Below are 22,741 nucleotides of genomic sequence, written 5' to 3' on the forward strand. Positions count from 1 at the left end.
TGTTATTTCTTGAATTGTAACCTGACGTTCAGGTTTATCATATAACGGCTTGCGTAAGGAAGGTGTTATTATGATAATCAAACAAATGGCTCATAATGGCCTTAATTTCTACTATTTTCCGCTTTTTTAAGACCTTTTGACAGAGTTTTCACCGGTTTAGTTGGTTGTGTAGTGTTTTGATTATGTGTTATTGGTTTATATATATTAGATAATTATCTGATAAAAAGCTATAGTGAATTAATCCCAAAGAAGATAAGACAAATTTGTTCTGAAGGAGTTGTACTACCTGATCATTAAAAAAATTCATTCAGATGAAAGCGATAGGATTCAAAAAATCATTACCGATAGACCACCCGGATAGTTTTATTTCGTTCGAAACAGATAAGCCTAGTCCGGAGGGTCACGACCTGCTGATAAAAGTAGCGGCAAACTCAGTAAACCCTGTAGACTACAAGGTCCGGCAATCGGCGGCAAAGGATAAGGAACTGGACAGCCCGAAGGTCATTGGCTGGGATGCGGTAGGCACCGTGGAAGCCGTGGGTGATAAAGTATCCCTCTTTAAGGTGGGTGACCGGGTGTTCTACGCCGGTGACATTACGCGTGGTGGCAGTAATGCTGAATACCAGTTAGTAGATGAGCGAATCACGGGATCTGCCCCTCAAAAGCTGAATGATGCTGAGGTCGCGGCCATGCCCCTGACGGGGCTTACTGCTTATGAGTCACTTTTTGACCGCATAAAGGTGGACCCGAAAAAAGACGAGGGAAAAACGGTGCTGATACTCTCGGGTGCCGGTGGTGTTGGCTCTATAGCGATACAACTAGCCAAAAAGCTGGCAAATCTTACGGTGATAGCTACGGCTTCACGCGAAGAAACAGTGGACTGGTGTAAAAAAATGGGCGCTGACTACGTGATTAACCACCATGAAGACCTTACGGAAGAACTGAAAAAAACAGATCACCCTCAAGTGGATTACATCCTGGATTTTGTGGACCTGAAGGGCTACTGGGACACCATAGCGGAAGTGATAAAGCCGCAGGGACATGTGCTGTCCATTACCGCCAGTGATGAACCACTGAACCTGAATGTGCTGAAAAATAAGAGTGTCACTTTTTCCTGGGAGCTGATGTTCACACGTTCTATGCACCAAACGGATGACATGGAACGCCAGCACGAAATCCTAAACCACCTCTCTCAACTGCTGGAAGATGGTACGCTGCAAAACACGCTTACTACTACGCTTGAGGGCTTCACTGTCGAGAACTTCAAGCAGGCTCATGAAAAGCTGGAATCGGGAACCATGATAGGTAAGCTGGTGATCTTATTTTAATAGAGTAATTTGACGTCTAAAGTATTAAGGCCTGCACTTTCCCTGGAAAGCGCAGGCCTTTCATTTGTCATCCGAAGAAACTATCACAACCGGGCGTCCACTTCCTCACTTTCCAGGGCAAGAACGCCGAAGGTACACTCATGTACCTTGCGTAGCGGTTCACGGGCTACGAATCGCTCGAGGGATTCGATCCCTAATGCAAATTCGCGGAGAGCAAGCGAACGCTTCCTGCCGAGGCTCCGGTTTTTGAGAGCCTTCATGTTATCCTGCAGGGTATACTCCGGTCCGTAAATGATACGCAGATACTCCCGCCCGCGACACTTGATGGCAGGCTGCACGAGGCCCTTTTTACCACGGGCAATAAAGTCAGCAGGCTTCACTACGATGCCCTCCCCTCCTTTTCCGGTGAGCTCCGTCCACCACTGAATCAGCGCTTCGCAGGCTGACTCATCGGCGAGGTTTACCACCTTATACGGAGTGGCAATGATCAGGCCCGGGTCTGCCTCACTTAGGTTACGGATGGCCTCCATGTGCCACTGGTGGGGTTTGTCCGTATGGACCTTGCCCTCGGTTGCGAGTACATGGAACGGGGCGAGCCGGTAATCATCCAGGCTATTGACCGGCCAGCAGTAATGCCTGTAGGCCTGTTTGTAGTCTGTGATCATCGCCTGCCGGGTTCGGTAGCTGCTCAGTAACTCCTCTACTCCAACCAGTCCACGGATTTGCGCGTCCTCCAGTTCCGTAATGGCGTGGCTGAGTCCCTGACTGGCAGAAGCTCCCACCGCAGCATACTGGTCTTTGATGAGGGCCTGCGCTTTGGCTGACCATGGCATAAGCTCGGCATCCAGGCACACCCAGTCCGTGTCCATCTGCTCCCAGAAGCCTGAAGCGGTAAGTGCTTTACGGATACGCGTTATGAAGGCTTCTTCCAGTTGGTTATCGTTAAAGAAGTTACGCCCGGTACGCGTATAGCATATGCCGCTGCCACCGTTTTCGAGTCCAAAGCGTTCGGCTACTGTTGCCTCATTTTTGCAAATAATGAGCACCGCCCGTGACCCCATGTGCTTTTCCTCACAGACTACCTGGCCTATGCCCTGGCTGCGGTAGTACTGCAGTGCTTCCGCCGGGTGTTCGAGGTACTCCTCCGCGTGGCTCGTTTCTGAGGGCGACATGGTGGGTGGCAGATAGATCAGCCACTTAGGGTTAATGGCAAAACGGCTCATGACTTCCAGGGCCGCCATGCTGTTCTCTTCCCGCAGGGTGATATTGTTCCGTAGGCGCGTACTAATGATGCGTTTTCCGGTAACGTCCCCGATGTCCAGCAGGTCATCCGCTTCATGCTGATGCGAGAGGCCCGCCCCCTCCGGTTGAAGGGGCCTGGCAGGCTCCTGGTACACACGCTGTGCAGGTACTGCTACTAACTCCTGCTCCGGGTAGCGTAAGGCAGTAAGCTTACCGCCAAACACACAGCCGGTATCTATGTCGATGGTCCGGTTGAGCCACTGGGCTTCGGGTACAGGCGTATGGCCGTACACTACCATGGCCTGCCCGCGGTATTCCGAGGCCCAGTCGTGCCGAACGGGCAATCCGAACTCGTCGGTCTCGCCTGTGGTTTCACCATACATACAGAAAGATCGTACTGCAGCGCTCCCTCGACCCTGCATCTCTTCTTTTAGCCCGGCATGGGCAACTACCAGGCGACCCCCATCCAGTACGTAGTGGCTGACGAGCCCATAGATGAAGTCACGCACCTGGCTTTTGAATGCATCGGACTCAGGAGCAAGCTGCTCCACCGTCTGTTCCAGTCCGTGACGGATCTGTACGTTTTTACCGTTGAGGTACCTTTGCAGCTTCATATCATGGTTGCCTGGCACACAAAGTGCGCTACCGTCATTCACCATGCTCATCACCAGCCTGAGCACACCGGGAGAATCAGGCCCGCGATCTACCAGGTCACCGAGGAAAATCACCTGCCGCCCTTCCGGGTGGCTTACGCTATAACCAAAATTGCTTTCATCGGTGAAGGCTTCGCGTATTTCGTAGCCCAACTTTACTAATAGCTCTGTAAGTTCGGTATAGCAGCCATGCACATCGCCGATGATATCGAAGGGTCCACTAAGCTCTTTTTTGTCATTATAGAGCTTCTCCCGGTGGATGGTGGTGAGGGTTTCCACTTCCTCCACAGATTTCAGAACATGAATGTGCCTGAAGCCTTCTCTTTTCAGCGTCTTGATGGATCGTCTGAGCTGTGAGCGCTGCTGCGTGATCACATGGCGGCTCAGGTCACGATCCTCTCGGCTGGAGTTGCGTACTCGACATACCTTTTCAGGGATATCGAGTACGATAGCCACAGGCAGGCAGTGATGCTCACGGGCAAGTGAGAGAAAAGGTCTGCGGCTTTCAGACTGTGTATTGGTCGCATCCACTACGGTAAGCAGGCCGCGCCGGAGGCGTATAGTGGCCAGGTGGTTCAGTAGTTCAAATGCATCACCGGTGGCTTGTTGGTTATTTTCATCATTAGACACCATGGCACGGCACTGGTCGGATGAGATCACTTCATACGGTCCGAAGTGCCGGCGGGCAAAGGTGGATTTTCCGGAGCCGGATATCCCCACGAGTACCACCAGGGAAAGCTCAGGTATAGAAATCTCGGTTTTCATTGTTCTGTCAGGTTAAAAATGGCCATTTGTGAGGGGGCTCCTACATTTTCTGCCTCCTCTCCTACCGGCATGATGCGGGCCTGGTAGCCGTAGGTGTCGCAGACATGGTCTACCCAGATGCTGAATTCCTCCCTGCTCCACTCAAAGCGGTGGTCGCTGTGGCGTAACTCCCCGGCACTCAACTGCTCGAATACTTCGTTGTAATCACCGTTTGGTGTAGTGAGCACGACTGTCCGGGGTTTTGCATTAGCAAAAACCACGCGTTCGAAGGCTGGTAATCTGTCTGTATCCATGTGTTCTATAACTTCTATCAGGGCGACGGCATCGTATCCGGCAAGCCTTTTGTCACGGTAGGTAAGGGCGCCCTGAATGAGGCTGATGCGCTCTTTCAATCGCGGAGCCATCTCATCCATATGCAGGCGTTCAGCGGCCTTTTGCAATTCGCGGGGGGAGACATCCATGCCTAATATGCGGGTAAACTGCTTTTCCTTAATCAGCAGACGCAATAGCTTGCCATCTCCGCAGCCCAGGTCGGCTACTGTACGGGCACCGGAATCCTTTATGGCTTCCAGGGCTATTCGCAAGCGCTGATCGTGGAGTCTTTCCCTTTTTTCTTTGATAAGGCTGTTCTCATACTCATCCGGAGTATCTTCCTCCGGCTCTGTCAAACGATTCATTGCACTGCGGGTCAGTCCGCCAAGGCCTTTCAGGTACCGCCGTGTGATCTGTTCTTTTTCCGGATGGTCTGGCAGCCAACTATGCCCTTTTTGCAATAGCTTCTCTACCTCCCGCTCACTGACCCAGTAGTGCTTATGGCTATCCAGGGCAGGTATGAGAATGTAAAGGTGTGAGAGCAGCTCGTGCAGTCTCTGGCGGCCCCGTAGTGCTACCGTATAGTAGCGGCTTTCGCCCCACTCCTGTACTTCTTTATCCAGGGGGTGGCGCAAGACGGATACGGTATAGCCAAGAGGCTCAAATAGCCTGCGGATAAGCCCCTCACCGCCTTTTGGCGCGGGCATAACTGCAATAGTGACCTCAAAGGGCATTACTTCATCCACCAAATCCGGCCGCTGGCTGCAGGTGCCATTCATAGCTGTGGAAAAGGCACGGGCAATGGCGACACTCATGTATGAGGAGGCCACATAGGGACGGTCATTGACATATTGGGCAAGGGCAAAGTCGGTATTTTCCCGCTTCTGGCTTCTGATGTATTCTATCGGGTTAATGTCCAGGAGCAGGCATACCGAGCAGGCGGACTCGTCGGCCACAGGGTAAAAGATGTGGGCCTGCCCTGCGGTAAGTTTTACTGACTGCATACGGTCAGGATGCTTGTGCAGCAGGTAGCTCAGGTCCCTGGCTCCCGGTCTGTCTGTAGTTATTTTTAGTAGCATGTTCTTGTTTCAGGTAAAGTTTTTTTCAATTGCTTATTTACAGATCTTCCACCATGGGTGGGTTGGTGCCGGCACTTTTACCGGAGCTGCAGGTTCAGGGTGTTCTTCTTTTTGTACCGGCCCGGGCTCAAAGTCTCTCATGTGCATGCCCGGGTTTGGGATAAGGGCTTCCTGCAACTGGGCCAGTAAGTCAGCTGCTTCCGACCGGATATCTTCCTGCAGGGCTTCCTGAGAGTGAGAAGGCATCATGTTATCCTCTGCAAAGGCATAATAGAAGTAGCCGTGATTAGTGAGGAAGGGATACTCTTCACTCAAGGTGTAATTGATCTCGTGGAGTATTTCCTCTGACGGCTCTTTCCTGCCAGCCAATTGATTCAGGTAAATACCTATCTTCCATTCATTATAATGAGGGGTGGTAAATAGGGACCTGAAGTGATGAAGAAATGTCCGGCAGGCTCTTTTCTGATTGTAGTTAAATGAAAATACCTCCAGAATAAACTCATCATCCATATGTACCGCCAAGGCTTGCCGGTATAGCCAGCATTCAAAGGTCTTGAGGGAGATGATCCCAAGGGCCACCTGGTACATTCTTTCTATTAGTAATTCCATTATTCTGTCATCCTTTTCTTAACGATACAAAGGTGGAGAGGTACTGCGCAGTCTTTTTGCGTAGTGGGTGTAATGAAAAATTTTTACGAAAAAAAACTTTACGACTGCCGTCGCCTTATCTTCACAGTACCTCTTTTCCCTCTCCCGGCAGCAGGCGATAATACGTTTCCTTTTCTATCATTAAGCCCTCTGAGTGTCCTGCTGGCCAGTAATACTGGTAATCTTTTGGGTGCTTTACATCTATGGCCATCACCTTTTCATTGTAGTAAGTGGTTACCTGCCCCTGCAGGGTGTGACCGACGACTATGGCCGAACCGCCAAACTTCTGCAGTACGGCATCTATTTGTTCCTGCTCCAGGTCATCCTTAAAGTACCCGCGGTACCAGCAGGGCCCTGTTTCGTTAGAGGTGAGAAACTGTTCTGCTCCTGCACCCGGTTGTGGGTAGTAGCGCTGGTAGTAGTTTTTGCGGATGAGGTCATTTATCTTTTGCAGGTCCAGGTATTTATAGTTTACGAGGTCAGGGTGCAGGCCGCCGTGGGTAAATAGGATGCCGTTGATGCGCTCCACGGTGTTTTTGGAAGACATCCACCGGCCAATGAGGGATTGCGGGCTGTACAGGTCGTGCTGCTGCCTGCCCAGTAATGTAGCTGCATTAAAGTACTTTGTCTCTGCCGCATAGTAGTCGCCGTGCATATTCTTCAGCTCATGGTTGCCTATGATAAAGTGGACCTTCCCTCCTGCCGCACGGGCGTCCTGCTCCAGCTTATATATGAACCACAGCACTTGGGTGGTACTGTAGCCGCGGTCTACAAAATCGCCCAGCAGCACGAGGTGGCCCCTGCCAAAGGCCCATTGCAACTCCCGGTCTATCACTCCCGCCGATATAAGGATGTCTCGAAAGGCCTTGTACCCGCTCTCAATGTCCGATACGGCAAAGATCGCCTCGCCGTCATCGTAGCTCACGGGAGGGTGGTTAAAGGTACTTTGCAGCCGGAAGCTGAAACGGGTAGAATCCAGTGGAAAAAAGCAGGTGGCTTGGTAATCGGCGTCTGCGGCTACCTCATTGGATTCCGTATAGAATCCCTGCTCACGATTGCCCGCCAGGTAGTTTACACTTAACGTAGAGTCATTTTTATAGAAAATATAGGGGCCGTCGTGGTTTACATGGTAGCCGGTTTCATTATCCCAATAGTGTATACTGGCATCGATAGAGAGGCCGAGGGTGATTAATATAAACAGCAACAGCAGAACGGTAAGGCCCAAGTGCTTGAGATAGCGTAATACTCTTTTCTTCATGATGTGTTTTGTTGGTCATTTTGGCGCAACGTAGCCTCGTACTTTTGCCTTTAAAAAATAATGTGACCACCTGCGGGGAGAGGGGGATAAACAACATACCGTACTTGTCATAGCCAGCAGGTTACACCTTCCCTCCTTCGATAACAGAGGAGGGGCCCGGCACTCAGGGATGCAAAATGCCATAGAGCTTTACAGGCTGGGCCCGAAGGGCCATAGGCGTCAGGTAATAAACCAATCAATAACCAGGCATTAGCACTACACTTACTATTAGCATACTACTACCAGGTTACGTACCTGACGGCACTGGTATGGGGTTGGGCTGGTATTTCTACAAAGGTTGTGGCTCGTGTGTGAGTCCCACCCACCCACCCTGGCGTTTATGCCATCGTTCCATAGGCATTCTTCTGTGCCTGGGCGTCTTGTGTGACGCCCGCTTATATGCAAGCCCAGGCAGATAGGAAATCCGGTACTTAGGTTGATGGCTAAGGGGGCCCCTCAGCGGGCTTTATTTACAGCACTCATGCCGTTCGTCACGCTAGGCCTGGTTGTTGACCAGGTTCTTAGGTGCCCCCTCCCGTGTTTGTGGCGGATGACCTGTATCGTGAGGGGTGAAATTTGAGTGAAGCGGCCGGGCATGGTTACCAGGCTCACCAATACCTCAGGTAAACGGTGGGCGCCAGATTCATTAGCATTCCCTGAACTTTCGGCTTATTTTTGTCCTTTATAAGCCCGTATGACTTTGCGACAGAAACTTCTCCTGATAACACCGCCTTTTACTCAGCTTAATACGCCTTACCCGGCGACGGCTTACCTTAAGGGTTTTCTTAACACGAAAGGCATAGCCAGCTACCAGCTAGACCTGGGCATTGAGGTAATTCTGGATTTGTTTTCTGTGGAAGGCCTTAAAAAGCTATTTGCTACCATTGAAAGTCAATCAGCAGGCCTTTCTGAAAACAGCAGGCGTATCCTGGCGCTTAAAAAGGATTACCTGAAAACTATCGGGCCTGTTATAGGCTACCTGCAGGATGATAATCCTACGCTGGGTCACCTGATTTGCGAAGGGAATTACCTGCCTGAAGCCAACCGCTTTACTCAGCTTGATGACCTGGAGTGGGCCTTTGGCACCATGGGGGTCCGCGATAAGGCCCGCCACCTGGCTACGCTCTACCTGGAGGATCTCTCGGACCTTATAGTAGAAGCTGTAGACCCTCACTTTGGCTTTAGCCGCTACGCGGAGCGGCTGGGGCGCTCGGCCAGCACTTTCGATGGTCTGCAGGCAGAACTCCGGAAGCCCGGTACTTATATTGATGAAATTACCCTGCGCCTGCTACAGCAGCATGTGGCGCGTGAACAGCCTACCCTAGTGGCCCTCTCGGTTCCCTTTCCGGGCAATTTATACAGCGCCTTTACATGCGGGCAATGGCTTAAGGAGCACCACCCCGGTATTAAAATTGTGATGGGCGGGGGCTTTGCCAATACTGAGCTACGCTCTCTCACGGATGCCCGGGTATTTGACTACGTGGATTACATTTGCCTGGACGATGGCGAAGCTCCTATAGAAAATCTGCTGGAGTACCTGGAGGGTGAGCGCCCACTGGCCCAGTTAAAGCGTACCTTTGCCTGTACGGAAGGCAAGGTAGTGTACTATAATGGCAGTACCCAAAAAGATTACCCGCAGCGCGAAACGGGCACGCCGGACTATTCCGATCTACCGCTGCACAGCTACCTGTCTGTCATTGAGATAGTAAACCCCATGCACCGGCTCTGGAGCGACGGACGCTGGAACAAGCTTACGCTGGCGCACGGCTGCTACTGGGGTAAGTGCACGTTCTGCGATGTTTCGCTCGACTACATTAAGCGTTATGAACCTCTGACGGCAAAGTTGCTCTGCGATCGTATTGAGGAGATGATCGCCCAGACGGGCCAGAATGGCTTTCATTTTGTCGATGAGGCGGCCCCGCCTGCTTTGTTACGCGAACTGGCCCTTGAGATTCTGCGCAGGGAGCTTACTGTGGTGTGGTGGACGAATATCCGCTTTGAAAAGAGCTTTACGGCTGACCTGTGCCGTCTGCTGAAGGAATCGGGCTGCATTGCTATTTCCGGGGGGCTGGAGGTGGCCAGTGATCGCCTGCTGGCGCTGATCCAGAAGGGGGTAACCATTGCCCAGGTAGCCAAGGTGGCAGAAAATCTGACCGAGGCGGGCATCATGGTGCATGCCTACCTGATGTATGGCTTCCCTACTCAAACCGCCCAGGAAACAATCGACTCGCTGGAGGTGGTGCGTCAGCTCTTCCAGCACGGGATCGTGCAGTCAGGATTCTGGCACCAGTTTGCCATGACTGCGCACAGCCCTGTAGGCCTGAACCCCGCCCTTTTTGGTGCCCGGAAAGTAACCGAAACGGTGGGCACCTTTGCTAACAATGACATTTACCACCAGGACCCCAGCGGGGCCGACCATGAGCAGTTTAGCGAGGGCCTGAAAAAATCGCTCTTTAACTACATGCACGGCCTCTGCTTCGACTATCCGCTACAGCAGTGGTTTGACTTTAAGGTGCCGCGGACCACGGTACCTCAGACGCTCATCCAAAAGCAACTGGCGCAGGAAGAGGCTAACCCGCTTAAGGCTACCTCCAAAATTATCTGGCTGGGCAACCAGCCGCAGTTGACACATGGGAGAAAAAGGAAAAAGGGAAAGGATGGGGCCGTAGTTGAGTTCCAGGTCGCTAATAAAAACCACGAGCTGCACTTCAGCATCCGGCAGGACTGGGCGACGTGGTTGCAGGAAATCCTGCCCCTGCTGGCACCGGAGGGTACTAGCGTTTGGACCTACCAGAAGCTTCAGGAAGATTTTCAGCAACGCTCCATAGGCTCCTGGGAAAGGTTCTGGTACAGCCAGCAAGCGCAGGAACTCCGTGAAAGCGGGCTGCTGGTGTTGTAGGGTGATTCAGGCGGGCTTTTGGACATCCCCCGACACCAACAATCTCAATTTTAAAGGATACACAAGTGCGTCGCCCCCTATCAAAGCATAGCCGTCAAGTTAAGGGTGTAAATGGCTTGAAAATAGCATATTATTAATTCAAAAAGGCAATAGCACTTTATGAGCCGGGGTTGGACCCGCATACGGGCGGGCACAGCATTAGAAGTTGCCGTATCAGATTGCATGGGGATACATTCTGCAAGAACCTCCCCTGATTAGAAATACGCATTCGCGTTTTCTAATCGGTCCCCTGCCTAATAGGAGGGGAATTGTTGCTTCGCTTGACGGATATGCCTATCAAAGCCAAGGAAATTTATAATGCTCTGTAAAGGCACCCGTCCCTGCAGCCTTCCGGAAGAGTAGCTTTGGCCTTTACATTTTCTCTCAGGTTTTTGTACTCATCTGTTCTGGACCCTCGTCCGGTCGTTCGTCACGCCCCAGGTGCCGTTGGTCAAGTTCTTTGGCAGCAGGGCCATTACTGAGTATACTTGAGCATGATTTCTTTCTTGAAAAGGGATAGGAGGGCAAACGGCTACGGCACTGCGCTGCTGCTGGTGGCTATGGTGGTGTTTCTGGTGATGATGGAAGAGCACGAGCCGCTTTTCAGCATCACTTTTGCCGCCTATATGTTTCTGCTGCTCTTCTGGCTGGTGAGTAAGTACATGGAACTGGTGCGCCTGAAAAATGAGAAGAGGAAAACGGAACTGCAGCATCTGCAGAGCCAGGTAAGCCCCCACTTTTTCTTTAATACGCTGAATAATCTCTACGGCCTGATCGGGAAAGACCAGGACAAGGCGCGGAAGATGGTACTGCAGCTCTCGGACATGATGCGCTACAGCATTTATGAGGGGCAAAAGGAATGGGTAACGCTGGAGGAGGAGCTGGCTTACCTGCAGGGCTACATCACGCTGCAGCAGTCGCGGTACCACCGGCAGGTGCTGGTAGACCTGGAGGCGGATGTGGGGCATCCGCAGCTAAAGGTGAAGCCGCTGCTCTTTATCATACTGGTAGAAAATGCCTTCAAACATGGGGTGGAAAATATGCAAAAAGGGGCGTATGTGACTATCGGGGTGCAGACGGATGACAAGGGGGTGGACTTTAGGGTGGAAAATAACACGGAACCGGACACCACAACCACCAGCGGGGGGCTGGGGCTGGAAAACCTGAAAAGAAGGCTGGAACTGAGCTATCCGGGGAGGCACACGCTGAAGACGGAAGCCAGTCCAGAGATATTTCAAGCATACCTGAGGCTGGAACTATGATGCGCTACCTGATCATAGATGATGAGCAGATGGCTCACGACATCATAAAAGAGTACGCGGGTATGGTTCCGGAAATGGAGTTGCTGGCGCACTGCTACGATGCGTTTGAGGCGCTGCGCTACCTGCGGGAGCATAAGGTGGACCTGATCTTCCTGGATATCAACATGCCGAAGCTGAAGGGCTTCGCGTTTCTGCGTACGCTGTCTGCCCCTCCCAAGGTCATTGTCACTACCGCCTACAGCGAGTTTGCGCTGGAAGGCTACGAGCTGAACGTAACGGACTACCTGCTGAAGCCTTTCAGCTTTGAGCGCTTCCTGAAAGCGGTGATTAAGGCCGTCGATACACTGGCCCCTACCCCTGTGCAACAACCTGCAACGCCCGGGGAAACGGATAAGCGTCTCTTCCTACAGGCAGATAAAAAGCTGATCCAGGTGGCGGTGGGTGACATCCTCTGCATAGAAGCCTCCGGCAATTACTGCAAAGTGATCACCGAAAAAGGTACTATCCTTACGCGGGAAACGCTAACGGGCCTTACCCAGCGGCTACCGGCCGGGGATTTTGTCCAGGTGCACCGCTCTTTTTTTGTGGCCCTTTCTCACATCACGAGCATTGAGGGTAACCGGGTATTTGCAGGCAGGTACGAGCTACCAATCGGCCGGGCGTATAGGGCGGGATTACTAGAGGTGGTGGAGGGTAAATAAGTGATGGAGGGGTGATATCCATCTTTTGAATTTTATCAAATTAAGGCCGGACTGCTCTGATGGAAGGGAATTCTCCCCGGATAAGGTCATAGCCGTCAAGCTAAGGGTGTAAGTAGTTAAAAAAATAGGATGTTAGCCATTCTCCCTCAGTCAGTTGACTGACGGGGACAATTCGCTACCTAGCGAATCAGGGGCGGGCCTGGCAGTAGAATTGGCCGTAAATGGCTGCTTTAAAAAGCATTCTGCCAGTACCCCCGAAAGTCGGACCTCCGAAAGTCGGACCTCTCCTATTGGAGGGGAATTATTCGTCCTTACCTCACCTGTTCAGAATGTGCCTGAAGCGTATCCCCGCTGCTCTTTTTTCCCTTCCCTGGTCATAGCGCTGATCAGGCCTGTTTATGATGAAACGGTGCCTCTCTGCCAACGGGGCCGAAGGCTAGGGGCTACTAAACATGCCATTTGCACCTTTTCCTACAGAAATAAGCTGTACCTTGTAGGTGCACAAAAATTGTTAGCCCGGTCACTATGGTAGTTAATATATTGATAGCGATTGGGTTAGCCCTAGTCGCCCTATTTGTCCTTCTTTACATCTTCCCACTAGGGTTATGGATATCGGCCTTATTTTCAGGGGTAAAGGTGAACCTGATGGATCTGGTATTTATGCGCTTCAGAAGGGTGCCGCCTAAGCTGATCGTGAGCTCGCTGATACTGGCAGTGAAGGCAGGCATTCATGGCATAAACACTCAGTTGCTGGAAACACACTATCTGGCTTCAGGCAATCTCAAAAATGTGATTAAGGCATTGATCGTAGCTGATAAAGCCAACCTGAATCTGTCCTTTCAGCAGGCTACTGCCATAGACCTGGCGGGCAGGGATGTGCTGGAAGCGGTGCAAATCTCTGTAACGCCTTATATGATCATAGTCCCTGCGATTACAGGTGTTTCCGGCGATGGCATACAGCTATTGGCAGAGGCGCGTGTAACCGTGAGGACTAACCTGGACCGCTTAGTGGGCGGGGCTGGCGAGGAAACGATAAAAGCCCGTGTGGGGCAGGGTATTATATCAAGTATGGGTGAAGCAGCGAGCTACAAAACTATACTGGAAGGACCGGAAGATATATCAAGGCGTGTTTTGGAGGACGGACTGGACGCAGGTACTTCCTTTGAGATCCTGTCTATTGATATTGCGGACATCAACATCGGAAAGAATATCGGGGCCATCCTTCAGATCGATCAGGCAGCGGCAGACCTGGAAGTCGCAAATGCCAAGGCAGAGGAACGCCGGGCGATGGCTGTGGCACAGGAGCAGGAAATGATGGCTGCTACCCAGGAAGCCCGTGCGCTGGTAATCGAAGCGGAAGCCGAACTGCCAGCTGCTTTATCCCGCGCTTATAGACGCGGGCAGCTATTGGCAAACAGATAGCCATTACCAGTCTATCATACTACATTTTTTAACTCCCCGGCCTGTCTGTACTAAAACCAGCTAATGCTGCCCGGCTTACAGCAGGCAACCGGGTTTTAGCAGGTCCTTACCTGTCCTCATTGCGGAGCAGATAGGATGGGGTAATAGGGATTGGGGGGAGTGACAAGTTTTCTTTACCTTCATCTACTTAGGTAACAGGGTGGATTTATTCCCACAGAGCTTGGTAAAACCGACATTATGCTATCGTGATGTATGTACATGGCTTGATAGGATGGTAAGGTAAATGGTGAGACTGGTAGGGGCCTCACGCTTAAGGTGAGGTTCGAATAAGCGGTATTTATATCAGCTCCTCCTCCTCCCCTTGTCATTCTATGCCATCTGGTAGCTGTCATGCCCTTGCGAGGCCTCGAGGGATAATATTTTTTGAGGTTAAAGAAAACATATTCTGTTACTGACAGTGTCACTATCAGGTAATGACCATTTAATTTTAAATGCAATATTACTTTGTAAGTATTCTTAAATGATTGGCACAGATAAAGGCTCACAAAAAAAGATTAACGATCTGATATTATCCATAGACTGGTCCGGCAACCCTTTGGGTCCAATGGAGGACTGGCCGGCCAGCCTGAAGGATAGCTTAGATACGGTTCTATCTGCCGGCCTGCCTATGGGCATGCTATGTGGGCCTGAACTGATCCAGTTGTACAATCACCCATTCAGCAAATTAATAGGAGATAAACACCCGCAAGCCATGGGAAAGCCATGCCGGGAAAGCTGGGCCCATCTCTGGCCACGACTTAGCCATGAGCTTGATGCGGTGATGACCAAGGGTGAGGCTGCTATAGTGGAAGATATCTATATCTCCTCTCAGCCGCATAAATCTCTCTCTGGTCACTACTTTACCCTCCACTTGTCGCCCATTAAAAATAACGGACAGGTCAGCGGGGTGTTGATGGTCTGCCAGGAGCAGACGGCCAGGCTCAGTAAGCAGGAAGATGAAGTCATCGATAAGCTGCATGAGGTATTCATGGACCTCCCTGCCTTCATCGCCATCTTAAAGGGGCCGGATCACAGGCTGGAGCTATTTAATGATAGTTATACGCAACTGGTGGGTAAGAACAGGGATATTATTGGGAAGCCTATAGAAGAAGCCCTGCCGGAGGTAAAAAGCCAGGGATTTATCGGTTTGCTCGACAATGTTTACAAGACGGGTAAGCCATTTATCGGAAATGAAATACCGGTAAACCTTGACCGTACTGTAAATGGCGATTTGGATAAAGTGTATGTAAATTTCATATACCACCCCTACCGTGATGAGACCGGTGATGTTCAGGGAATATTCGTTCACGGAATGGATGTGACGGAGCTGGTTAAGGCAAAACACAGGGCAGAAAAACTGGCCCTTAAGCTCAGGCAACAGTCCCGCATTTTCGATATCGCGCTATCCTCTATTCCTGAATATGTATATGTGTTCGACAGCCATGGCCGGTTTGAATATGCCAATGCCTCCCTACTCAATTTATGGGGCAAAACCCTGCCGGAAGTAATAGGTAAGAATTTTCAGGAGCTGGGCTACTCGGAAGAGTTAGTAAAGCTGCATTCGTCCCAGATAGCTGAGGTGGTCCGGACAAAAAGACCTCTGAAAGGGGAGAATGCTTACACGAATGCAGAAGGCAAAGAGGGGTACTACGAGTATACCTTCTCCCCTATTCTTAATGAGGATAATGAAGTAGACATTATCGTAGGGTCTACCCACGACATCACGATACGCAAAGAAGCCGAAGAGATACTAAAAGAGCAGGAAGCATATTATCGTTCCATGACCAACAATACCCCGGTCATCACCTGGATATCTGATGCAGAGGGGCAGGTTTCATTTTTTAACAAGCCCTGGTATGATTATACGGGGCAGGCACCAAATACCGCACTGGGGCATGACTGGCTCCGGAGTATACACCCTGAGGATGCTGATAAGGCACTGAAGACCTTTCTCAAGTCTTCCCACGAAAGATCCTCTTTCAGCTTAGAGTTCCGAATAAAGGGGGGGGACGGAAATTATCGCTTTTTCCAGAATTCGGCTCAGCCTAAGTTCGATGGGGCCGGTCATTTTGAAGGATTTATCGGTTCCCTGGTAGATATCCATGAGAGAAAGCTCGTAGAGCAGACACTGAGGTATCAAAATAGCCTGTTGGATGCTCAGCAGGAGGTCTCCCCTCTTGCTACGCTTATTGTTTCCCCCGAGGGAACAATTGTCAACTATAATGATCTCTTCTTCAAAATGTGGAACATGCCTGAGTCAGTGGTGCAGTCCGGCCTGGATGACAATGCGTTGGAAGCAGCTATGATGCAACTGGTTGAGGCGGACGGTTTTGTGAGCAAAGTTCATGAGGTATACGAAAGCAGAAGCACTAATAATGAAAAACTGCACTTTAAGGATGGCCGCACACTGGAGCGATTCGGCTCCCCCATCTGGGACAAAGAAGATGGTACCTACTATGGCTATGTGTGGTTCTTCCAGGACATTACGGAGCAGGAAGACCTGGCCAGGCAAAAGGATGATTTTATTGCCATCGCCAGCCATGAGCTTAAGACCCCTGTCACAAGCATAAAGGCCTACACCCAGATACTTAGGGCCATGTTCAGAGATACAGGTGATGAGGTGTCGGACGCGATGTTTGTGAAAGTTGACCAGTACATCAATAAACTGACCGACCTGGTCACAGAAATGCTCGATGTCACCAAAATTGAACAGGGCCAGTTGCGATTCCGTATGGAAACGTTTGACCTGAATGCCCTGGTCACTGAGATTGTGGAGGACCTCCGGCGGACAACGGAGCAACATACGCTTGAGCTCGTCATCAAAGGGGGCTTGGCCTTATGCGGCGATCAGGACCGCATAGGCCAGGTAATAGTGAATTTCCTGACCAATGCGATAAAGTATGCCCCGGAGTCGGACAGGATCATTGTACGGACAGAACTGAAGGGTGAGAATGTCATCTTTTCGGTGCAGGACTTCGGCACCGGCCTCTCAGAAGAAGACCGACAGAAGGTATTCGACCGCTTTTACCGGGCCTCCAATAAAAGCCACCAGGCCAAACCCGGCATGGGCCTGGGCCTCTTCATATGCGCCGGCATCATAGAGCGCCACGGCGGCCAAATCTGGGTAGACAGTGTAGAAGGCGAAGGCTCTACGTTTTACTTTTCTGTGCCTGTGGGGCCTAATTTAAATAGCCTTCCTTAGTCGGTAGACTCCTAAATACTGGCTGTGCAAACTACCGCGAAGAGAAAAATATCCTGTAAGGATTAAATGGAAATTACCAAGTGCAGAGGCATATAGTAGCCTAACTTTACGGAATGGGTACGGAATTAATTCTAACTATTTCTAAAGTCTTTCCTCCACTCAAATTTTTGGTAGAGAAGTACGAAAATGTGTTCGCTGGGAAACTGCTTAAAGTTTTTGAAAAAGACGGCAATGTCTTTGGCGTGTATAGAAACGGAAGTGAAAGGCAACTTACTTCCAAGAATGCAGATACTGATCCTCTGCTAATCAGAAAGAAAGGCACTGTCATTTTTTTACGCAAAGTGCATGAAGGTGGTAAGCAGGCGGTGAGAATAATGACATTGAAAGTTGCAACTCTACAGGAAGATACACTTTTAGATCAAAAGCCGTATTGGGATGGTCTTTTAGGTGACTTTCCATTATACCAGGTAGAAGGTTTTACGCTTTCGCCGGATCAGACTAAAGTAGTGTTTTTGATAGAGAAGTGGGTAACTTCATCAGTGCTGGTTCTTGTAGATATTAAAACCGGTGAACTTAAAGAGCTGTTTCCTGCTTCAAAATTCGAATTTATCAGATCAGGAAATTATAAGGGGAAATTTTTGGTGGATTCATATGAAATTGAAAATGATAAAGGAAGGCAGCTATGGCATAAAGTGAGAGATTGGGATGGAACAACCTTAAAGCGGTTCGAATCCTACGATGAGTACCGAACTTTCAGGAGCTCTGCTATGCAGATAAAGTAATTTCTTTATCCCCTCTCCTTTCGTAAGCCCTGAGCGCGTAAAACCTCATCCAGCGAGCTCGCTGATTGGCTTGAGGCTTTCCCCCGAAACTTTTTTTGCCGTACTGAAAATTGCAACCTTTATTATTTTAGAAACAACCCTTTTCGTTTACCCACGCAAAGAATATTTTCTATTATGTATGGATCTAATTGTCTCAGAATATCAGGAAATAGTTCCTTTTTAATATGTCTTTTACCTCTTATCGACGAACTCTTGATGTACCCCAGATTAACTAAAACTTTCACGCCTTCTTTAGCGCCACTGTGAAGGTAAACTTCCTTTGGATACCAGCCTTTATGGAAGGCTATTCTTTGCGCGGTGTCATAGCTCCATAGATCACCCAATCCTTTGATTTCTAATTTCACCTTTTCAGTAACCTGAAAAATATCTTCAAAAGATCTGGCATTTTCCAGCTCCAACCAAAAAGGATGTGACAAAAGCTTATCTGCTCCCTGTCTGCATTTGATCTTCCCTACTCTTCGTTGATGAGGGGCAAAAGCTGTTTCACTCGTCATTGCCTCTGCTGCTTTTCTTACAGCGTTCTTAAAATTTAAACTTTGATAGTAAACCTCGACATTTGCATAATCATGCTGTGCTTGAAGTATGTATTTTTGAATTTCTTTTATTTTCATGTAAGCAATAAATAGTCATTGAAAGTTATATAATATTACTCTTCTTCCAGGCACGGAGGAAGGCGGCTTTGATGAAGTTATTGTCGTTTAGCCTGTTGTTTTCTGCAATGTTTATTATGTGTGCTATACATTCAGCACGAGAGCGTCCGGCAACTTTTCCATGCTGGGAATTGTAATATTCGTCAACGGCTTGCTGTACCCAATATTTGCCATCACATTCTGGCAGACATTTTTCCTTATAGCGCTCTTCGATATCAAATATTTCCATCCAGGTTTCTACCTCTTCCCGGTGTCCGTGAGAGGTAACCTCCAAATCAAACTCCTCTGGTTGTAGCGTGTCTATATCTTTATTATTGAGCTTAAAGGAAAAAGCTAATTCAGGAGCCGGGTTTTTATATGGGTAAAAAGCCTTTCGTCGTGTCTTCTTGTCTTTTTTGATGATAGGATCTCTTGTGGACTTACATGACAAATTACATTCGTAGCACATTGGTGCCAGGTTGTCAAAATTTATGGAATTAAAAGGATATACTGATTTTGGAAGATAATGGTCATAGGCATTTCTGATTTTTCTGTGTCGGGTCTTGAGATTATTTATTCCACAGAAGGGGCATTTACTGTTTCCCTTATTATTAAGCGTGACAAATTCGTCGTGGTGTTCTTTCAGTGTTCCTAAGCGCCTGCTAACCGCTTTTAGTTTAATTACATTCTTGAATAAATGCGTATAAAATTTTTTAAGCAGCTTGGATAGCTTAACGTCTATTGCTTTTAAGTCTTTATACCGAAAAGGTTCACAGCCACCCGTATTTGCGCAGAGGCTGGCGATGTAGTTATTATCCTTATAGGCCTTTGCGAGTTTGTCTTTGGTAGGCTGGTCTAGGGTTTGGAAGACAGTATAGACCTCTTGTATGGGGCCATAGAGGTAGTCGGTTTTGACGCTTTCGTCATAGAAAATCTCTAAGGTTACTTCTTTGATGTCTTTGGGGAGCAGGTCAATGTCATAAGGCACATCCCGGTCGGCTTTGCACCATACGTCCAGGAAGAGCTCATCTACCCAGGTTTGGAGCTGGTAGATGGGGTGGTTGGGTATATGCCGGTAGGTAAAAAGCACTAGTTATCCCCTCCTTTTTTATCCAGTGCTTTGTTGATAAACATGACCTTCTCCACAGAGTCGCCAAATTGCTCATTGGCTGCGGCGATGAGCTTGTCGGGATCCTTCCCTGCATCAAGGTCTTCTTCAAGTTTTTTAAGCTCTTCGCGGGCGTAGTCGCCGATGGTTTCGAGCTGGCCGAAGACGCGGATGGTGATCTGGTTTACGGAGGCACCGAAGGTTGCGAAGTCGGGCCGCTTGCAGGTAATCTCCCCGGTATCTTTTTCTTTGCGGAAGATAAGTACCTGCTCCTTGCGGCAGTCGGAGATGATGAAGGGGGAGTGCGAAGTAATGAGCAGGTCCTGCAGCACTTTACCTTTAATATCGGGATCATTCTCAGATGCTTCGTCCTTCTTTTTGCTTATATCAAGGCAGTCTCTGAGTACGGAAATAAAGCGGGCGCGCCAGTCGGGGTTCAGGTGGGTTTCGGGCTCATCCAGCAGGAAGAGGCCGCGGGCATCTTTAAAGAGCAGGCAGAGGCCGATGGCGTGCATAAACTGGTGCTCCCCATCGGAGAGGGATTTGGTGAGCAGCTCCCCTACCCCCTGCTTCTGTACGTAAAAGTCCTTGAAGCGCATAATGCGCTTATCGGAGGCCAGCACGGGCACGGTTTCGTTTACATAGAGGCTTTCAGAGTGGTAAAACTCGCTCTTTAGCTCGGTGTTTACCTCAAAGAGGTTTAGGGTGAGCAATATCTGAAAGGATTGGAAGAGCGAAACAGGGTCATTATCAAATAACAGCCGGAAAGCTTTCTTCGTCTCATCATTTACAAGGTAATCGAAGTGGTAAAAGTCCTTCTCTATGCTATAGGTTGTAGCGCATCGTTTCAGCTTGTCCAGCAGTTTGTTCTTACCCTTCAGCAGATCTTCGTCGCCTTCAAGCAGGCTTGTTAATTCGACTAATCCGGCTGGGTCTGGTTCCTGCCCCTCAAAATCACCATCTTTCCATTCTTTTTCTTCATCCGCTATCCTGAAAACCTGTTCATTTCTGCGGATGATAATCCTGAACTGCTCCAGCTTTTCAATTTTTAGCACATCGAGGTAGGGCTCCAGAACTTCCTCTTCCTGCATAAGGTAGTTGGCGAGGAATATGGCCTGGCTGTAGCCTGCATCGGCATAGATAAAACGGCCCTCCGGGCGATGGTAATCCAGCTCATTCCTGAGTCGGTCCAGGTACTCATCATAGTGCAGGAAGCGCATTTTGAGAAAAGGCAGGCTCAGGATCTCGTTTTCGCCCGAGGAGTAGCCAATGATGTACTCGGGCAAAAACTGCCTGATCTCCTGCCCGCTTAGCGGGGCATTATCCTCTTTTTGACTATTTGGGCGGTTGAGCCGGTAGACTTTGGGGGCCTGGCCTTTTGCTTTTTCTATACGGATCTTTGCCAGATGGGCCGTTTGCTCATCCGTATCATTTTTCTCTGTATAGACTTCTTCGGTATCAAAGTAGTATTCCAGCTCAAAGGCATCGGGTTCGCAGCGGGTGCGGTCAAAGCCGCTGGTTACCTTGCCCTTCTTATCGATGTCAGGCTCAAAGCTTTCGGGCTTATAGTCCAGGTACATGCAGTCCAGGTGGTAGAAGATGGCGGCCAGGGCTTCCATAATATTACTCTTACCGCTGCCATTGCGGCCCGCAAGGCACCAGGGGCTAAAGGCCCACATACCGGCCTCATCGAAGTCGCGCAGAAAGTGCACCTCAAAGCCCTGCTGCAGACTACGGAATGGGGTATGGAGCTTAAGTCTCAGCAGCTTCATTGACTACGAGTTCCATGGTTTTCTTCTCTTCATTAAATCGCTGCACCAGGAAGGCTGGTTCTTCCTTTAGCCAGCTAAAGACCAGGTTTTTGACTTTTTCGTAATTGGGAAACTTTTTAAAGGGAAACTTCTGTACTTCCTGCCAAAGCTCTTCGAAGTGAAAAGACTCATGCTGATAGGTGCCCTTTATAATATAGTCTTTAAGAAAATCAGGGGAGAATTTAACCTCACCAAAAGCTGGTTCAGCTTCACCTGCATAGGCACTCTTCGCCTGCTCACTGGCTAATGAAAACTCATTTTCCTCTATATAATAACTGGTTGACTTCCCAGCCTGAACATTGGATGGTTGATCTTCTTCCTTAACCTCCACCCTACTCAAATCTAGTTCACCCTTAAAGGCCTTTTGGCTCAGGCTGCCATAGAGGTTTTCGAGTTCCTGAAGGCTTTGCTGAAATTGGGTTTTCAGCTTTTTAACTTTTACTACTAAATCAACATAATCCTTTTGCTTACTTATCGGAGGAATGATTAATTCAATCTTCTTTACATCTGAAATATTTATTCTTTTAACAGTAGCCCCAATAGTATTAAGTCTTATTTCATGCTGTGTACTTGGTGATCTTAAGGAGGCCCAGAAAACCTCAGGTAACATTATACTTTTATCAACTCTAAAAAGCATTACTCTTTGGCCTAAGCTTAGATTAACATTATTTGGTATTAAAGCTGCATCTCCAACTGTTCCCTCTCTTGCAAAAACTATATCACCCTCTTTAGGTACTAACCTTTTTACTCTATTTATATACCCTTTCTCATCAGTATACTTCATTGATGACCAGTCTATATCACCATCCTTTATTTCAGAAGTTCGTATACAGGGGTAAGGTGATTTATTTTTCACATACTTAGGAGTGCTATGAGGGCAGTCAACAATTTTTGAGGTTATATCCTGAATTTGTTTTGTAGGATAACCTATTTTAACCTCCCCAAACATCTCCAAAAAGGTAGATTTCAGGAATTCGTCCAGCAGGACGATGCTCTCTTTGCGCTTTTGGATCAGGGCTTCCGCGTCCGACAGAAGTTTGGCAATGCGTTTTTGATCATCAAAATTAATATCTGGTAGTTCAATTTTCTCTAATGCCTTTCTACTAATATGTGGGATAGTGGCTCCTGTAGCTGTCTTTCTGAGATAAGAAAATTTACTTTTAAGAAAAAGCCCTAAGAAATCAGGATATAGCTTTGACTCCTTTTTCAATCTTAACCGCGCAATAGTACTACCGATAATACCATTTAATCCGTACCCTATTGTACCGGCGTTGGCTCCATCCCAAGCTATTAATATATCCTGATCATTAACTTGAACACCTTTTTCTCCAAAAGTATACTTTATATTGTCATCATTTCGCAGATCATCGATTTGGATGTATCTATAAGCTCCTTCCGTATAAGAGGCTAAGGCTTCTTGCTTCTTTCCCTTTGATATATTGATTTGACTACCTAGCTTCATA

15 protein-coding genes are annotated in these 22,741 nt (G+C 48.9%); 7 read left to right on the plus strand and 8 right to left on the minus strand.

All coding sequences use genetic code 11. From position 1 onward, the window contains the following. The first annotated feature begins 311 nt into the window (after positions 1-311). On the plus strand, positions 312-1,328 hold the full coding sequence (locus AB9P05_RS19175) for a zinc-binding alcohol dehydrogenase family protein (protein WP_371910450.1): 1,017 nt from the start codon (positions 312-314) through the stop codon (positions 1,326-1,328). A gap of 83 nt (positions 1,329-1,411) precedes the next feature. Here AB9P05_RS19175 and AB9P05_RS19180 read toward each other — a convergent pair whose 3' ends face one another. From AB9P05_RS19180 to AB9P05_RS19195, 4 genes are all read right to left on the minus strand, one after another. After that, the gene (locus AB9P05_RS19180; protein ID WP_371910451.1) at positions 1,412-3,988 is read right to left on the minus strand and encodes a polynucleotide kinase-phosphatase; all 2,577 of its coding nucleotides are present in this window, start codon (positions 3,986-3,988) and stop codon (positions 1,412-1,414) included. Next, entirely contained in the window at positions 3,985-5,379 is a 1,395-nt protein-coding gene (locus AB9P05_RS19185; protein WP_371910452.1) for a 3' terminal RNA ribose 2'-O-methyltransferase Hen1, read from the minus strand. The genes AB9P05_RS19180 and AB9P05_RS19185 overlap by 4 nt, the downstream gene beginning before the upstream one ends. Before the next feature lie 33 nt (positions 5,380-5,412). Beyond that, positions 5,413-5,988, minus strand: coding sequence for a hypothetical protein (locus AB9P05_RS19190; RefSeq protein WP_371910453.1), 576 nt, complete (start codon positions 5,986-5,988; stop codon positions 5,413-5,415). A 121-nt stretch (positions 5,989-6,109) separates the two neighbouring features. Next, positions 6,110-7,285 (minus strand): metallophosphoesterase, encoded by a 1,176-nt coding sequence (locus AB9P05_RS19195; RefSeq protein WP_371910454.1) that lies wholly within the window; start codon positions 7,283-7,285, stop codon positions 6,110-6,112. Between the two features lie 739 nt (positions 7,286-8,024). Here AB9P05_RS19195 and AB9P05_RS19200 point away from each other — a divergent pair. The 6 genes from AB9P05_RS19200 (at position 8,025) to AB9P05_RS19225 (ending at position 17,670) form a co-directional block, all read left to right on the plus strand. Then, a complete protein-coding gene (locus tag AB9P05_RS19200) occupies positions 8,025-10,223 on the plus strand; it encodes a radical SAM protein (RefSeq protein WP_371910455.1) in 2,199 nt (732 codons plus the stop codon). Positions 10,224-10,768: 545 nt separating this feature from the next. Next, positions 10,769-11,524 carry a sensor histidine kinase gene (locus AB9P05_RS19205; RefSeq protein WP_371910456.1) on the plus strand — a complete coding sequence of 252 codons (756 nt, stop codon included), beginning with the start codon at positions 10,769-10,771 and terminating at the stop codon, positions 11,522-11,524. Continuing rightward, positions 11,521-12,225, plus strand: a complete 705-nt coding sequence (locus tag AB9P05_RS19210; protein ID WP_371910457.1) for a LytR/AlgR family response regulator transcription factor — start codon at positions 11,521-11,523, stop codon at positions 12,223-12,225. The genes AB9P05_RS19205 and AB9P05_RS19210 overlap by 4 nt, the downstream gene beginning before the upstream one ends. A gap of 525 nt (positions 12,226-12,750) precedes the next feature. Further along, the gene (gene floA / locus AB9P05_RS19215) at positions 12,751-13,647 is read left to right on the plus strand and encodes a flotillin-like protein FloA (RefSeq protein ID WP_371910458.1); all 897 of its coding nucleotides are present in this window, start codon (positions 12,751-12,753) and stop codon (positions 13,645-13,647) included. Positions 13,648-14,167: 520 nt separating this feature from the next. Further along, positions 14,168-16,888 (plus strand): PAS domain-containing protein, encoded by a 2,721-nt coding sequence (locus AB9P05_RS19220; protein ID WP_371910459.1) that lies wholly within the window; start codon positions 14,168-14,170, stop codon positions 16,886-16,888. Positions 16,889-17,001: 113 nt separating this feature from the next. After that, positions 17,002-17,670 carry a hypothetical protein gene (locus AB9P05_RS19225; protein WP_371910460.1) on the plus strand — a complete coding sequence of 223 codons (669 nt, stop codon included), beginning with the start codon at positions 17,002-17,004 and terminating at the stop codon, positions 17,668-17,670. 122 nt (positions 17,671-17,792) lie between these two features. Here AB9P05_RS19225 and AB9P05_RS19230 read toward each other — a convergent pair whose 3' ends face one another. Genes AB9P05_RS19230 through AB9P05_RS19245 form a run of 4 tightly spaced genes read right to left on the minus strand, consistent with a single transcriptional unit; the run spans position 17,793 to position 22,740 of the window. Beyond that, positions 17,793-18,341, minus strand: a complete 549-nt coding sequence (locus AB9P05_RS19230; RefSeq protein WP_371910461.1) for a hypothetical protein — start codon at positions 18,339-18,341, stop codon at positions 17,793-17,795. 25 nt (positions 18,342-18,366) lie between these two features. Continuing rightward, positions 18,367-19,449 (minus strand): hypothetical protein, encoded by a 1,083-nt coding sequence (locus AB9P05_RS19235; RefSeq protein ID WP_371910462.1) that lies wholly within the window; start codon positions 19,447-19,449, stop codon positions 18,367-18,369. Continuing rightward, a complete protein-coding gene (locus AB9P05_RS19240) occupies positions 19,449-21,239 on the minus strand; it encodes a restriction system-associated AAA family ATPase (RefSeq protein WP_371910463.1) in 1,791 nt (596 codons plus the stop codon). Before AB9P05_RS19240 ends, AB9P05_RS19235 begins: the two co-directional genes overlap by 1 nt. Continuing rightward, entirely contained in the window at positions 21,220-22,740 is a 1,521-nt protein-coding gene (locus AB9P05_RS19245; protein ID WP_371910464.1) for a restriction endonuclease subunit S, read from the minus strand. Before AB9P05_RS19245 ends, AB9P05_RS19240 begins: the two co-directional genes overlap by 20 nt. Position 22,741 lies beyond the last annotated feature (1 nt).

The organism is Roseivirga sp. BDSF3-8 (assembly GCF_041449215.1).
In the GTDB taxonomy this organism is placed as follows: Bacteria; Bacteroidota; Bacteroidia; order Cytophagales; family Cyclobacteriaceae; genus JBGNFV01.